At 78.0% G+C, this 14,473-nt stretch carries 13 protein-coding genes; 7 read left to right on the top strand and 6 right to left on the bottom strand.

The genetic code is table 11. The features are described from left to right. Positions 1-32 precede the first annotated feature (32 nt). Together ACI79X_RS16415 and ACI79X_RS16410 are read left to right on the top strand one after the other, a co-directional pair. Positions 33-1,388, top strand: a complete 1,356-nt coding sequence (locus tag ACI79X_RS16415) for a cupin domain-containing protein (protein WP_457026484.1) — start codon at positions 33-35, stop codon at positions 1,386-1,388. Positions 1,389-1,407: 19 nt separating this feature from the next. Then, on the top strand, positions 1,408-2,322 hold the full coding sequence (locus ACI79X_RS16410) for a sucrase ferredoxin (RefSeq protein ID WP_457026483.1): 915 nt from the start codon (positions 1,408-1,410) through the stop codon (positions 2,320-2,322). On the opposite strand, the gene ACI79X_RS16405 is transcribed toward ACI79X_RS16410, so the two are convergent. The 6 genes from ACI79X_RS16405 to ACI79X_RS16380 all read right to left on the bottom strand — a co-directional run bounded on the left by ACI79X_RS16405 (position 2,319) and on the right by ACI79X_RS16380 (position 9,598). Further along, positions 2,319-3,488: an alkaline phosphatase family protein gene (locus ACI79X_RS16405; protein WP_457026482.1), complete on the bottom strand. Its 1,170-nt coding sequence runs from the start codon at positions 3,486-3,488 to the stop codon at positions 2,319-2,321. The genes ACI79X_RS16410 and ACI79X_RS16405 overlap by 4 nt on opposite strands. Next, positions 3,485-4,252, bottom strand: a complete 768-nt coding sequence (locus tag ACI79X_RS16400) for a class I SAM-dependent methyltransferase (RefSeq protein WP_457026481.1) — start codon at positions 4,250-4,252, stop codon at positions 3,485-3,487. Before ACI79X_RS16400 ends, ACI79X_RS16405 begins: the two co-directional genes overlap by 4 nt. A gap of 42 nt (positions 4,253-4,294) precedes the next feature. Beyond that, positions 4,295-4,756, bottom strand: coding sequence for a VOC family protein (locus ACI79X_RS16395; protein WP_457026480.1), 462 nt, complete (start codon positions 4,754-4,756; stop codon positions 4,295-4,297). A 230-nt stretch (positions 4,757-4,986) separates the two neighbouring features. Next, positions 4,987-8,790: a DNA polymerase III subunit alpha gene (locus ACI79X_RS16390; RefSeq protein WP_457026479.1), complete on the bottom strand. Its 3,804-nt coding sequence runs from the start codon at positions 8,788-8,790 to the stop codon at positions 4,987-4,989. Further along, positions 8,787-9,278 (bottom strand): SAV_6107 family HEPN domain-containing protein, encoded by a 492-nt coding sequence (locus tag ACI79X_RS16385; protein WP_457026478.1) that lies wholly within the window; start codon positions 9,276-9,278, stop codon positions 8,787-8,789. Before ACI79X_RS16385 ends, ACI79X_RS16390 begins: the two co-directional genes overlap by 4 nt. Further along, positions 9,278-9,598, bottom strand: coding sequence for a DUF6504 family protein (locus ACI79X_RS16380; RefSeq protein ID WP_073422403.1), 321 nt, complete (start codon positions 9,596-9,598; stop codon positions 9,278-9,280). The genes ACI79X_RS16385 and ACI79X_RS16380 overlap by 1 nt, the downstream gene beginning before the upstream one ends. Positions 9,599-9,811: 213 nt before the next feature. On the opposite strand from ACI79X_RS16380, the gene ACI79X_RS16375 reads away from it, so the two are divergent. The 5 genes from ACI79X_RS16375 to ACI79X_RS16355 are packed head-to-tail and all read left to right on the top strand — an operon-like array spanning position 9,812 to position 14,472. Continuing rightward, positions 9,812-10,366 carry a YbaK/EbsC family protein gene (locus ACI79X_RS16375; RefSeq protein WP_457026477.1) on the top strand — a complete coding sequence of 185 codons (555 nt, stop codon included), beginning with the start codon at positions 9,812-9,814 and terminating at the stop codon, positions 10,364-10,366. Next, positions 10,363-10,935, top strand: coding sequence for a GNAT family N-acetyltransferase (locus ACI79X_RS16370; RefSeq protein ID WP_457026476.1), 573 nt, complete (start codon positions 10,363-10,365; stop codon positions 10,933-10,935). The genes ACI79X_RS16375 and ACI79X_RS16370 overlap by 4 nt, the downstream gene beginning before the upstream one ends. Positions 10,936-10,937: 2 nt before the next feature. After that, positions 10,938-12,572, top strand: a complete 1,635-nt coding sequence (locus ACI79X_RS16365) for a phytoene desaturase family protein (RefSeq protein ID WP_457026475.1) — start codon at positions 10,938-10,940, stop codon at positions 12,570-12,572. Beyond that, complete coding sequence (locus ACI79X_RS16360; protein WP_457026474.1) at positions 12,569-13,375, top strand: carotenoid biosynthesis protein; 807 nt, start codon at positions 12,569-12,571, stop codon at positions 13,373-13,375. The genes ACI79X_RS16365 and ACI79X_RS16360 overlap by 4 nt, the downstream gene beginning before the upstream one ends. Continuing rightward, positions 13,372-14,472: a glycosyltransferase gene (locus ACI79X_RS16355; protein ID WP_457026473.1), complete on the top strand. Its 1,101-nt coding sequence runs from the start codon at positions 13,372-13,374 to the stop codon at positions 14,470-14,472. Before ACI79X_RS16360 ends, ACI79X_RS16355 begins: the two co-directional genes overlap by 4 nt. Position 14,473 lies beyond the last annotated feature (1 nt).

Below are 14,473 nucleotides of genomic sequence, written 5' to 3'. Positions count from 1 at the left end.
CGGGGCCGGGCGGAGCTGACCTCCGCCCGGCCCTGCGCCGGTGCACCCACCTCGACCCCGCCGTCTTCGCCGAGCAGCACTGGTCCCGCCGCCCGCTGCTGACCCGCGCCGAGGACACCGGGGAGTCCTTCGCCGACCTGCTCACGCTGGCCGACGTCGACGAGCTGCTCTCCCGCCGGGGGCTGCGCACGCCCTTCATCCGCATCGCCAAGGACGGCGCGGTCGTCGACGCGAAGCGCTTCACCACGTCCGGCGGCGCCGGCGCCGAGGTGGCCGACCAGGTCTCCTCCGACGCCGTGCTGCGCCTGTTCGCCGACGGCAGCACCGTGGTCCTGCAGGGCCTGCACCGGCTCTGGCCGCCGCTGATCGAGTTCGCCGACCAGCTGGCCGCCGACCTGGGGCACCCCACGCAGGTCAACGCCTACATCACCCCGCCGTCCTCGCGCGGGTTCAGCCCGCACTACGACGTCCACGACGTCTTCGTGCTGCAGGTCGCCGGCGAGAAGCACTGGACGATCCACGAGCCGGTGCTCGAGGAGCCGCTGCGCACCCAGCCGTGGAACGACCGGGCCGCCGAGGTGGCCGCCGCCGCGCAGCGCGAGCCGGTGATCGACGCCGTGCTGCGGCCCGGCGACGCGCTCTACCTGCCGCGCGGCTACCTGCACTCGGCCGTCGCGCTGGGGCGGACCAGCGCGCACCTGACCATCGGCGTGCACTCGGTCACCCGCTGGTCGGCGGTGGAGTCGGTGCTCGACCTGGTGCGCACGCTGGCCGCCGACGACCGCGAGCTGCGCCGGACGCTGCCGCTGGGCGTCGACCTCGCCGACCCCGATGCGCTGCGCGACGACGTCGCCACCGTGGTGGGCGCGCTGCAGGAGTGGCTGGGCCGGGTCGACGCCGGCCAGGTGGCCGACCGGGTGCGCGGGCGTGCCTGGGCGCAGGTCCGGCCCGAGCCGGTCGCGCCGCTGGCGCAGGCCACCGCGGCCGCGGCGCTGTCGCCCGACAGCGTGCTGCGGCTGCGGCCCCGGCTGCGCACCGCCCTGCGCCCCTCCTCCGCCGCCCCGGCCGCCGGCGACCGGGTCACCCTGCTCGGCGGCCGCCGGTCGCACGAGTTCCCCGCCGCCACCCGCCCGGCGCTGGAGGCCCTGCTGGCCAGCGGCGAGCTCAAGGTCGCCGACCTGGCCGGCCTGGAGCCGGCCGACCAGCTCACGCTGGCCCGCCGGCTGGTGACCGAGTCGGTCGCGGTCGTCGCCGACGCGCACCTCGGTCCCGTCGACGGCGTGCCCGCCACCGCCCCCGAGCCGGGACCGGCCGGACCGGGTGCGCCCGCACCCGACGCCGGCGGGGACGATGGGGAGCGTGCCGACGCCCTCGGGACCGGGTCGTGAGCCCGCTGCCCTGCCGAGGGTGAGCGCCGCGGTCCGGACCGGACGACTGGACCCGACCCGCTGCTCGGTGACCGCCCTGGCCCGTGGCGACTCCCCCGTCGCCACGGCCGGGCCGGCGCAGCGCTGGCTGCTGGTGGAGCAGCCGGGCCCGTGGGGCCGCGACGCGCTCCCCGGGTCCCGGTTCGACGCCGCCGTCGCCCCGCTGCTGGCCCGCCGCGCCCGCGCCGAGGGCGTGCGGGTGTTGCTGGTCCGCCGGCCGGGCGAGCGGGCGGCGGGGCCGGGGCGGCGGTGGGCCTACGCCGACGGCCGGCCCGGCCACGAGGGGCTGTGGTGGTCCGAGCGCCAGGCCGACGCCGACCTGCTCGAGGCGCCGTGGGACGGCTCGGCCGGTGAGCGCGCCGACCGGCCGCTGTACCTCGTGTGCACGCACGGCCAGCACGACGCCTGCTGCGCCCTGCGCGGCCGGCCGCTGGCCCGGTCGATGCCGGCGCCCGACGCCCTCGACGTCTGGGAGTGCAGCCACCTCGGCGGCTGCCGGTTCGCCACCAACGTGCTGGTGCTGCCGCACGGGTTCGCCTACGCCCAGGTGCCCGGCGACGGCGCGGACCTCGTGACCGCGCACGCCCGCGGCGAGGTGGCACTGCCGTTCCTGCGCGGGCGGGCGGGCCTGCCGCTGCCGGTGCAGGCCGCGCAGCACTTCGCCCGCGAGCGGCTCGGCCTGCTCGGCGTCGACGACCTGCCGCCGCGCAGCACCCGCCGGCTGCCCGACCCGGGCGGCGACGGGGTCGAGCTGTTCGACGTCGTCCTCGGCGGGCCCGACGGCGAGGTCGCCGTGCGGGTGGAGAGCCGGCCGGCCGCGCAGGCCGCGCAGCTCACCTGCAAGGCGCTGCACGCCGCCCACCCGCGGGAGTGGACGGCGCTGGCGTTCTCCTAGAGCGCGCGCCCGCGGGCCAGCAGCAGCGGGATCGCCACCTCCGCCGCGGTGAGCGACCCGTGGTAGGCCGCCAGCCGGCTCGGGCCGGGCTCGGTGGCCGACGCGGTGATCGCCCAGGGCCCGCGGGCCAGCGCGACGACGTCGCCGATCCGGCCGGCGAGGGAGGCGTCGACGTCGCCGAAGACGCCGCTGGCCACGGCCTCGTCGCGGCCGGCGACCCAGGCCCGGTCACCGAGGACGCCGCGCCAGGCGTCGAGGACGTCGGCCGCCGCGCCGGGCACCGCGTGCGCGTAGCGGGCCCGCGGCTCGCCGGCGAGCAGGGCGACGCCGTCGAGCATCGCGGGTTCGTCGTCGACGTCGACGCGGGTGTGCGCCGGGACGTCGAGCATGCCGTGGTCGGCGGTGACCAGCAGGGCGGCGTCAGCGGGCAGGCCGTCGACGACCTGCTCGACCACCCGGTCGACGAGGGCGAGCTGCAGCCGCCAGCTGTCGGAGTCGACGCCGCGGACGTGGCCGGTGAGGTCGAGCTCGGGCGTGTAGCCGTAGACCAGGCCGGTGGGCGCGAGCGCGAGGGACTGCAGCAGCACGGCGGCGAGGTCGCCGGCGCTGACGGTGCCCGAGTAGGTGGCGCCGCGGTAGGCGGCGGTGGACAGGCCCGACCCGTTGTAGGCGTAGGGCGCGACCGCGGTGACCGGCAGCCCGGCCGCGGCGGCCTGCTCGAAGACGGTGGGGCGGGGCTGCCAGTCGCGCGGGTCGGGGTCGTCGGACCAGGCGACGTGGTTGAGCAGCCGGTCCTCGCCGGGCACGGCGGTGACGAAGCCGAGGACGCCGTGCCCGCCCGGGGGGACGCCGGTGCCGAGGGTGGTGAGGCTGACCGGCGTGGTGCTCGGGCAGGGCGCGTCGAGGTCGCCGGCCGGGGTGGCGAGCGCGGCGAGGGTGGGCGCGAGGTGCGCGTGGTCGCGCAGCAGCTGAGCGCCGAGTCCGTCGACGAGCAGGACGGCGACCCGGCGGGCCCCGCCGAGCGCGGCGGTGAGGCCGAGCGGGTCCGTCGGCAGGCCGGCGCGGTCGACGGCGACCCCGAGGGCGGTGGCGACGCCGGGCAGCACGTCGGCGAGGGTGCGGTCGCCGTAGGCGGGGCGGACCAGCCCGTCGGGGAGCACGGTCACGGGCGGGTGGCCAGCACGTGCAGGCCGGTGGCGACGTCGCGGTAGGGCGAGGCGGCGGCCAGGGCCAGCTCGAGCCGGCGGACGGCGGCCGGGTCGGCGCCGGAGTTGGCGTCGAGCAGGTCGGCGACGACGGCGACGCCGCGCCACTCCCCCGGCGCCAGCCCGGCGCCCTCGACCAGCGCGAGCAGGTCGGCGGGGCCGAAGCGACGGCGGGCGGGGCGGGTGCGGCCGGGCGCGGGGTCGCGGTCCTCGAGCAGCGCGAGCGCCTCCTTGGGGTGGCCGGACAGCGCGCGGGCGAGGACGGCGCCGGCGCGGTTCGCCGTCGCCACGCTGACCTGCCCGCCCGGCCGCAGGGTGCGGGTGATCTCGCCGAGCGTGGTGGCCGGGTCGTCGACCACCTCGAGGACGGCGTGGCAGAGCGCGAGGTCGTAACCGCCGCCGTCACTGCCGCCGCCGTCGCTGCCCCCGAGCGGCAGCTCGTGCAGCAGGTCGCCGTCGCCCTGCAGGCCGCGGACGCGGTCCCCGACGCCGGCGTTCTGGGCGCGGCGCTCGAGGGTGGCGAGGGCGTCGGCACTGGGGTCGACGACGGTGACCTCGTGGCCGAGTCGAGCGAGCGGGACGGCGAAGCCGCCGCTGCCGCCGCCGACGTCGAGCACCCGCAGCGGGGTGCCGGCGCCGACCAGGGGGTCGAGCGCGGCCCACACCGCGGCGGTCCGGACGGGCAGCTGCTCGCCGGAGGACGGGTCGGGGGCAGTCGGCGGCACCCGACCGACCCTAGTGCCGCCGCTGCCCCGCCACCGGGCGGTTCAGGCGGGGACGCCGTCGGCGGCCTCGCGGAGGTCGGCGACGACGATCCTCCGCATCCGCAGCATCGCCTGGGTCGCGCGCTGGGCCCGGCCCGGGTCGGGGTCGGACAGCAGCGCGAACAGCTCGACGGGGACGACCTGCCAGGAGACGCCGAAGCGGTCCTTCAGCCAGCCGCACTGGCTCTCCTCCCCGCCGTCGGTCAGCCGGGACCAGTAGTGGTCGACCTCGTCCTGGTCGGCGCAGTGGATCTGGAAGCTGACCGCCTCGGTGAAGGTGAACTCGGGGCCGCCGTTGAGCGCGACGTAGGGGCAGCCGTCGAGGGTGAAGCTGACCGTCATGGCCTGGTCTCCGGGGCCGCGGGAGACCTGGGTGATCTCCGAGCGCGGGAAGACCGACGTGTAGTACTCGGCGGCCTCCTCGGCTCGGCCGTCGAACCACAGGCAGGGGATCTGCTCCGGCATGGCTGTCCTCCTCCGCGGGCCGGTCGGGGGCGCCGGCGCTCGGGGTGCAGACGGCCCGGCGCCCGCGAACTCATCGGTACGCCGGCGATCACGGCGGCACGGTGGCGACACCCCGGGCGACGCCGGGGTGTCGCCACGGCAGCTCCGTGATCGCAGCAGGCAGCCGGCCGGAGGGCGGCCGGCGCCTGTCACGCGGAGCCGCCGGCGCGGCGCGGAGCCGGCGGGGCGGCTCAGTGGCCGGAGCTGCCGGGGCTGGAGTGCCACAGCTTCCGCGGGGCGGCCCCCCGCGACGACGCCGCGGCCCGGCGGGCGGCGGTGGCGGCGTCGTCGCCGGCGGGCTTGATGTCGGCGTAGGGCGACATCCGGAAGCCCGTCGGGTGCACGAGCACCGGCTTGACCACCACCGGCCGCGACCCGTGCGAGGCCGCCGCCCCGGCGATGGCCTGGTCGGTGTACTCCCCCGGCGCGGCCATCAGCTCGGCCACCCCGGCCAGGCCGCCGGTCTCCCACGCCTCGTGCAGCGCCGGCAGCTCCCACGCCCCGGTGGCCCGGATCGACACCCCGCGCGGGCCGGTGCGGCGCAGCACCCCGCGGATGACCAGGAGCCAGGAGTGGAACACCGTGGCGGCGTACGGCCCCTGCACGTCCTCGAAGAAGGTGGAGTCGGTGCAGCCGGTGCCGTCGTCGAGGGTCACGAACACCACCCGCCGGCCCGACCGGATCGGCGGCGTCTGGGTGGCCACCTTGACCCCGGCCACCAGCACCTCCGCGCCGCTGCGGCAGCCGAGCAGGTCACCGGCCGGCACCGCGCCCACCGCCGACAGGAACGGCCGGTAGAAGTCGACGACGTGCCGGCTGGCGTCCAGGCCGAGCACCTCGAGCTCGGCGCGCACCAGCTCGGCGTCGGTGAACTCGGGCAGCCCGGACCCCTCCGGCTCCGCCCCGGCCCACCCGGCGCCGCCCTCCTCCGCGTCGTCCTCGGCGTCCTCCCCGAGGTCGAGGCCGAGCAGGTCGAGGCTGAGCTGCCCCACCGCGCCGGCCCGTCTCCCGCTGCGGCTCCAGCGGTCGAGCTCGCTGATCTGCAGCAGCAGGTCGCGGCGGGTCACCGACTGCCGGGAGCGGGTGGGCCGGCCGGCCTCGCGGTCGCGCACGCCGAACCCGTAGAGCGAGTCGAACCCGCCGGCGAGCACGAGCCGTTCCACCACCGGCCGCGACACCGACGCCCGGTTCCAGAGGTCGGGCAGCGAGCGGTAGGGCTGCCCGGCGACTATCCGGGCCACCTCGTCGTCGGCGATGCCCTTGACGTCGGCGAGGGACAGCCGGATGCCGTAGGCCGACGGGTCGGCCATCGCCGCGGGCATCCACTCCGGCCGGCGCGGCGGCTCCTCCGGGCGGTCGTCCTCGCCCAGCCGCTCCACCCGGTAGGTGGCGTCCGAGGCGTTGACGTCGAGGCCGAGCACCCGGATGCCGAAGTTGCGGGCGTCGTCGAGGATCAGCCGCTTCGGGTACATGCCCGGGTCGTGGGTGAGCACCCCGGCGAGGAAGGCCGCCGGGTGGTGGGTCTTGAGCCACGCCGACTGGTAGGTGGGCAGCGCGAACGCCGCCGCGTGCGCCTTGCAGAACCCGAACGAGCCGAAGGCGACCAGTACCTCCCACACCTTCTCGACGACCTCGACGGGGTAGCGCTGCAGCGCCTCCGGCACGAACCAGGCCCGCACCTCCGGGTGCAGCTCCCTGTCCCCCAGCGCGCGGCGGGCCTCGTCGGCCTGGGCGAGGTCGCAGCCGGTCATCTGCGCCACGATCTGCAGCACCTGCTCGTGGAAGACGACGACGCCGGCGGTCTCCCGCAGGTACGGCGCGAGGTCGGGGTGCGGGTAGACCGGGTCGCGCCAGCCGTTCCGGGCCAGCAGGAACGGCGTCACCATGTCGCTCTTCACCGGCCCGGGCCGGAACAGCGAGATGTCGATGACGATGTCCTCGAACGTCTCCGGCCCGAACTTGCCGACCAGCTCCCGCTGCCCCGGCGACTCGATCTGGAACATGCCGAGGGTCCGGGTGCTGCGGATCAGCTCGAAGGTGGTCGGGTCGTCGCGCGGGACGGCGTCGATGTCGAGGGTCTCGCCGTCGACCCGGGCCACCTCGCCGATCGCGTGGGCGATCGCCGACTGCATCCGGATGCCCAGCAGGTCGAGCTTGAGCAGCCCGAGCTCCTCGACGTCGTCCTTGTCGAACTGGCTCATCGGGTAGCCCAGGTAGCTGCTCTCCACCGGCGTGCGGTCGAGCAGCGTGGCGTCGGACAGCAGCACCCCGCACGGGTGCAGCGCGATGTGCCGGGGCAGGCCGTCGAGCCGGGCGACGAGGTCGAACAGCAGGTCGAGGTCGCCGGTGCCGCCGCCGCGCTGGGAGCCCAGCCGGCTGGCCCGCAGCTCCGGCAGGTCGCGCAGCGCCGCGTGCACCTGGTTGGCCCGGATGTGCGGGAAGGCCTTGGCGACGGCGTCGACCTCGCCCGGCGGCAGGCCGAGCGCGGCGCCGACGTCGCGGATGGCGTGCCGCACCCGGTAGGTGTCCATCATCGAGATGCAGCTGACCCGGTGGGCGCCGAAGCGGTCGATGACCGCGTCGTAGACCTCCATCCGCCGGGCGGACTCCACGTCGATGTCGATGTCGGGCAGCTGGTGGCGCAGCGGGGAGAGGAACCGCTCCATGAGCAGGCCGTAGCGGATCGGGTCGACGTCGGAGATGCCGAGCAGGTAGGTGACCAGGCTGCCCGCGCCCGACCCGCGCGCCGCCGCCCGGACCCTCAGGCTCTTGATGAGGTCGACCACGTCGGCGACGGTGAGGAAGTAGGAGGGGTAGCCGAGGGAGTCGATGACGGCGAGCTCCTCCTCCAGCCGCACCAGCACCTCCTCGCTGCGCGCCATCCCGCGCCGGCCCAGCCCCGCCTCGCAGCGGGCCCGCAGCACCTGCGAGGGGCCCATCCCCCGCTCCGCGGGGGAGGTGACGACGTCGAGCTCGGGGTAGCGCACGGTGCCGATGCCGAGGTCCTCGCGGACGTCGACGGCGCACTGCTCGGCCAGCCGGGCGGTGCGCTCGAGCAGCCGCAGCGCCGCGTCGCGGTCGGGGCCGGCGATCTCCTCGGCGACCTCGGCCATCTCCTTGCCCGACTTGAGGTACCCCTCGGCGGTGCGCCGGTCGACGTGCCGGGTGTCGAGGGCGACCAGCCGCCGGGAGGCGTCGAGGACGTCGGCGGTGGGCGCGTCGATGGCGTCGACGTAGCGGACGGCGTTGCTCAGCACCACCGGCACGCCCTCCTCGGCGGCGAAGCGCACCAGCCGCTGGGCGCGCAGCCGGTCGCCGCGGCCGCGGTGGTGCACCAGCTCGACCACCAGCGACCCGGGGCCGAACACCGACCGCCAGGCGTCCAGCCGCGCGGAGGCGACGTCGGCCCGGCCGGCGGCCAGCGCGCGGCCCACCGGCGAGTCGGGGCCGAGCACCGCGACCAGGCCGGGCGCGTGCTCGGCGGCCAGCGCCAGCGAGGCGACCGGCTCGCCGCGGGTGCCGCGCAGGTGCGTGGCGCTGGTCAGCCGGCACAGCGACCGCCAGCCCGCGCCGTCGCGGGCGAGGAAGGTGACCCGCGGCAGCCGCGGGTCGACGCTCGCCCCGCCGCGCACCGGGCTGCGCCGCGCCGGCGCTCCCCGGCCGGTACCGGGACCGTGCCCACCCGCACCGCGCCCACCCGCGCGCCGGGCCGCCAGCTCGTCGTCCTCCCCCAGCACGCGCGCCAGCGCCGGCGGCACGGTGGTGTCCACCGCCGGGGCGACCGCGAGGTCGACCCCGAACAGCGGGCGCACCCCCGCCGAGCGGCAGGCCTGCGCGAACTTGACCGCGCCGTAGAGGCCGTCGCGGTCGGTCAGGGCCAGCGCACCCATGCCGTGCTCGGCGGCGCGGGCCACGAGGTCGGCGGGGTGGTTGGCCCCGTAGCGCAGGGAGTACCCGGAGGCGACGTGCAGGTGGACGAAGGGGTCGCCGCTCACCGCCCGCGCGCGGGACGGTGGGCGGTGCCGCCGACGACGCGCGGCCGGGGCGCGGGCTCCGGCGTGCGGGCCAGCACCTCCTCGACCACGGCGAGGAAGGCGCCGGAGTCGCGGACCAGGTCGTCGGCCTCGCGCTCGGTGACCGCGCGGGACAGCCCGGCCTCCGCCGCGGCCCGCTTGGCCGCGCCGGCGGCGAAGAAGGAGGCCCACTCCCCCAGCTCGGGGGCGACCTGCTCGAGCAGCACCCAGGCGCTGCGCGGCCGGCGACGGCCGCTCTCGGGCCGGGTGCGGGCGGACAGCACCGCGGCGGCGGCGCGCAGCGCGGCCAGGTGGGCGGTGGCGTAGCGGTCCCGCGCGTCGGCGGCGCGCGAGGCCTCGGCCAGGGCCCGGGTGGCCTGGTCGAGCAGCTGGGCCGTGGCCGCGGGCAGCGGCGGCGGGAGGGGCAGCTGGTCGGCCCTGTCGTGGGTCATGGCGTGCGCGGCGCCCATCAGTCGTGCACCCGCACGAGCGACCAGCGGTTGTCCGCCGCGTCCCAGCACAGGTCGTAGACGCCGGCGAAGCTCATCCGCGAGCGCCCGGCCCGCACCGCCTCGACCCGGTACACCTCGCGCGGGGCGACGAGGTCGGCCGAGGCGCCACCGGCGGCGGTCCGCTGCCACCAGGGCGCGGTCTCCACCCACGAGTCGAGCAGCTCGCCGACGACGTAGCGACCCTGCCCGCGCCAGAACTGCGCCGGCCCGAGCGGACCCCGCTCGACCCGCACCTCCTCGCCGACCCGCTCGCCGACGTCACCCAGCACCCGGCTCATGACGACTCCCCACCCCGCGCCGCTGACGGCCTGCCTCCCGCCCGGGCGGGGAAGTCCCAGGGCGGTGCTCGACCCGTTCGAACGTCTGTTCGAACAGTTCGAGTAGACCCGACCCCGCCGGTCGCGTCAAGCCGGACGCGCCCGCCGGGGGACTCCCCGTCCGCGCGCCGGACGGTACGGCGGGGGTGTGACAGCGGTGGCAGGATCGCCGCCATGACCCGACCCGCCGCCCACCCCCGGGTGGCCGCGATCGCCGGGCTGCTCGCCGCGGCCGGCGTCGCCGGGGAGGTGCGCGAGGTCCCCGCCGGGGCCCGCACCGCGGCCGACGCCGCCGCCGGGCTCGGCGTGCCGGTCGGGGCGATCGCCAGCAGCCTGGTGTTCGACGTCGGCGGCCTGCCGCTGCTCGTGGTCACCAGCGGCGCCCACCGGGTCGACACCGCCAAGGTGGCCACCCTGCTCGGCGTGCCGCGCGTCGAGCGCGCGTCGGCCGACTTCGTCCGGGAGCACACCGGCCAGCCCATCGGCGGGGTCGCCCCCGTCGGGCACCCCGAGCCGATCGGCACGCTGGTCGACGTCGAACTGGCCCGCCACGAGCGCGTCTGGGCCGCCGCGGGACACCCGTCGGCGGTCTTCCCCACCACCTACGACCAGCTGCTGCGGCTGACGGGCGGCACCCCCGCCGAGGTCGGCGACGGCCCGCACGAGACCCTGCAGGCCCCCGCCGGCGCGGCAGGCCGGTCAGGGCCAGTGAACGAGGAGAGACCGTGACCGGCACGACGCCCGCCGCCCGGGTGACCGAGCTGCCCGCCGGCTGGCTGCGCGACCACATGCACGAGGCGCTGGCCATCTACGGCGCGGCCATGGGCTACGACGCCTCGGTGGTGGCCGGCCGCTACGGGTACGCCGTCCAGCACACCGAGCGCCCGGGCTTCCGCGCCGTCGGCGCGTTCGCCCCCACGCCCGACGGCGAGCAGCTCGTCGGCTTCGGCTACGGCTACCTCGTCGCCCCGGGGCAGTGGTGGCACGACCAGGTGCGCGCGGCGCTCGACCGGCGCACCGCCAAGCGCTGGCTGCCCGGCGCCTTCGAGGTCTGCGAGCTGCACGTGCACCCCGACACCCAGAGCCGGGGTCTCGGCCGGCAGCTGCTGCACGCCCTCGTCGAGGGCGTCGACGCGCCGGCCGCGCTGCTGTCCACGCCCGACGCCGACACCAAGGCCTTCCGGCTCTACCACGCCGACGGCTTCGTCGACCTCGCCCGCGGGCACCACTTCCCCGGCGACGCGCGGCCCTTCGCCATCCTCGGCGCCCGGCTGCCGCTGCAGCCGGTGCGCCGCTGAGCGTGCCGGGACCCGACCGGGCCGTCGACGCCGTCGTCGTCGGCGCGGGCCACAACGGGCTGGTCGCCGCCTGCTACCTGGCCCGCGAGGGGCTGACCGTCGAGGTGGTCGAGCGCGACGAGGTCCTCGGCGGCGCGGTGTCCACCGTCGAGCGCTGGCCGGGTGTGCGGGTCGACCGCGGCTCCAGCGCGCACGTGATCGTCCGGCACAGCGGGGTGGTCGAGGAGCTCGACCTCGCCGCCCACGGGCTGACCTACGTCGACTGCGACCCGTGGGGCTTCGCGCCCGCGCCCTCCCCCGGCGACCCCGGCCCCGGCGGGCGGCCGCTGGTCTTCTCCGTCGACCTCGACGCCACCTGCGCCTCGATCGCCGCCGCCTGCGGGCAGGCCGACGCCGACGCCTACCGCCGCTTCGTCGGGGTGTGGGGGCCGCGCAGCCGCGCCGTCGTCGACTCCTTCGGCCGCCGCCCGACCCCGCTGGGCCTGGTCCGCGCGTTCTGGCCGCTCGGCACGCCCACCGGCGGCAACCCGCGCACCCCCGGCGGCGACCTCGCCGTCGACTTCCTGGGCTCCGGCGACGCGCTGCTCGACCGCTGGTTCACCAGCGAGCGGCTCAAGGCGGCGCTGGCCTGGTTCGGCGCGCAGTCCGGGCCGCCGATGTCCGAGCCCGGCACCGCGGCGATGGTCGCGTGGGTGGCGCTGCTGCACGACACCCCGCCGGGCCACCCGGTGGGCGGCTCCGGGGGGCTGACGGCGGCACTGCGGCGCCGGCTGGAGTCCGACGGCGGGCGGGTCACGCTCGGCGACGGCGCCGCGCGGCTGCTCGTCGACGGCGACCGGGTGACCGGCGTCGAGACGGTGTCGGGGCGCCGGCTCACCGCGCCGGTCGTCGTCGCCGCCTGCCACGTGCTCGCCACCCGCGACCTCGCCGGCGAGTCCGCCCCGCCCGCGCTGGCCGACGCCGCCCCACCGGTGGGCAACGGCTTCGGGCTGGTGCTGCGCTGCCTCACCGACGCCGTCCCGCACTACCCGGGCGTCGACCCCGCGGTGTCCGCGCAGGGCCTGCAGCTGCTGTGCACCGACCGCGCCCAGCTCGCCGCCGCCCACGGCGACTGGCTGGCCGGCCGGCTGCCGCGCGAGCCCGTGCCGCTGGCGATGTCGTTCTCCGCGAGCGACGACACCCTCACCCCGCCCGGGCGGCACGTCGTCACGATCTGGGGGCAGTGGTACCCCTACGACCTCGCCGACGGCGGCGACTGGGACGCCCTCGCCGCGGGCGAGGCGGAGCGGCTGGTGGCCGCCGTCGACCGGTTCGCCCCCGGCTTCGCCGCCTCCGTGCAGGACGTGTACGTCCAGACGCCGCTGCTGCTGGAGCGCGAGCTGTCCCTGCTGCGCGGCAACGTGATGCACGTGGAGATGGGCCTGGCCAGCATGTTCGCCTTCCGGCCGACGCCGGCGCTGGCGGGCTACCGCGTCCCCGGCCTGGCCGGCCTCTACCTGGCCGGCGCGTCCACCCACCCCGGCGGCGGGGTGTCGGGCAACTCCGGCCGGACGGCGGCGCGCACGGTGCTCGCCGACCGCGGCCGGGTGGCGCGCGCCCGCGCCGCCGCGGGCCGGCTGCTGCGGGCGGTGCGGTGAGCGCCGCGACGGCGGCCGTCCGGCGGGCCGGGGCCCCCGCGCGGGTGCCGCTGGTCCTCGCCGTCCTGCTCGTGCTGGCCGCGATCGCCTACCCGCTCGTCGAGGGCACCGCCCGCGACGCGGTGTCCTGGACGATCGTGCTGCTCGGCTCGGCGGTGTCGGTGACCGCGGCGGCGGCCCGGCACGGCGGGCGCACCGGCGCGGCCGTGCTCGCCGTCGTGGTGGTCACCGCGATCGCCTTCGAGGCGGTGGGGACGGCGACCGGCTTCCCCTACGGGCCCTACACCTACACCGACTCGCTGGGCCCGCAGGTCCTCGACGTCCCGTACCTGGTGCCGCTGGCCTGGCTGATGATGGCCTGGCCGAGCCGGGTGCTCGCCGAGCTGCTCACCCGCCGGGTGCGCCCGGGCCGGCGGCGGGCCGCGCGGGCCGTCGTCGCCGCGCTGGTGTTCGCCGGGTGGGACGTGGTGCTCGACCCCCAGCTGGTGCAGGCCGGCTACTGGACCTGGGCGGAGCCCACGCCCGGGCTGCCCGGCATCGACACGGTGCCGCTGACCAACCTCGGCGGCTGGCTGCTCGCCGGGCTGGTGCTCATGGCCGTGCTGGAGCTCGTCGTCGAGCGCACCGCGGTCCCCGGCGGCCGGCGCGCGGACGGCGCCCCGCTGCTGGTGATCGGCTGGATGGTCGCCGGCGGCGCGCTCGCCCACGCGCTGTGGCTGGACCTGCCCGGCTCGGCGGCGTGGGGCGCGGGGCTGACGGCGGTCGTCGTCGCGGTCCTCGCCGTGCAGGCCCGCCGGCGGTGAGCGGCGCGGCCGTCCGGGTGCTGTCCGGCCTGGCCGTCGCCGGCGCCGCGCACGCCGCGGTCAACGCCACCCTGCTGCGGCGGGCGCCCGCCCGCCCGCCGGAGGTGACCCGCCCGGTCACCGTCGTCGTGCCGGTGCGCGACGAGGAGGTCCAGGTCGGCGGGTGCCTGGCCGCGGTGCTCGCCTCGGCCGGCGTCCCGGACCTGCGGGTGGTCGTCGTCGACGACGGCTCCACCGACGGCACGGCCGCCCGCGTGCGCGCCGTCGCCGACCCGCGGGTGCGGCTGGTGCCGGCGGGCGACCTCCCGGCCGGGTGGCTCGGCAAGCCGCACGCCTGCTGGGTGGGCGCGCGGACGATGCGCGAGGACGGCTACCTGGTCTTCGTCGACGCCGACGTGCGCCTCGCCCCCGACGCCGTCGCCGCCGCCGTGGCGCTGCTCGACGCGCACGGCCTGGACCTGGTCTCGCCGTGGCCGCGGCCGGTGGCCGGCACGCTCGCCGAGCGGCTGGTGCAGCCGCTGTCGCCGTGGCTGTGGATGACGACGTTGCCGCTGCGGGCCGCCGAGCGCTCGGCGCGGCCGTCGCTGACCGCCGCCAACGGCCAGTTCCTGGCGCTCACCCGGCGCGGGTACCTGCGTGCCCGCGGGCACGCGGCGGTGCGCGACGAGGTGGTGGAGGACGTCGCGCTGGCCCGGGCGGTCAAGCGCTCGGGCGGGCGGGCGGTCCCCGCGAGCGGCGCGGCGCTGGCCGAGTGCCGGATGTACGACGGCTGGGCGGCGATGCGCGAGGGCTACGGCAAGTCGCTGTGGGCGTCGGTCGGCGGCTCGCCGGCGGCCTCCGTGGCGGCGGCCGCGGTGCTCACCGCCGTCGGCGTCGTCCCCCCGCTGGCGGCCCTGCGCGGGTCGCGCGCCGGGCTGCTCGGCTGGGCGGCCGGGGTGGCCGGCCGCGCGGTGTCCGCCGCGGTCACCGGCGGGCGGGTGTGGCCCGACGCGCTGGCCCACCCGGTCTCGCTGCTGGCCCTCGACGTGCTGCTGGCCGGGTCGCTGACGGGGCGGCGCCGGGGCACGCTCACCTGGCGCGGGCGCGCGCTGCGCTGAC

The sequence above is a fragment of the Geodermatophilus sp. SYSU D01119 genome, from assembly GCF_054049975.1.
Note: the sequence above shows the minus strand (reverse complement) of the source record. Positions and strands in the feature narration are given on the sequence as shown.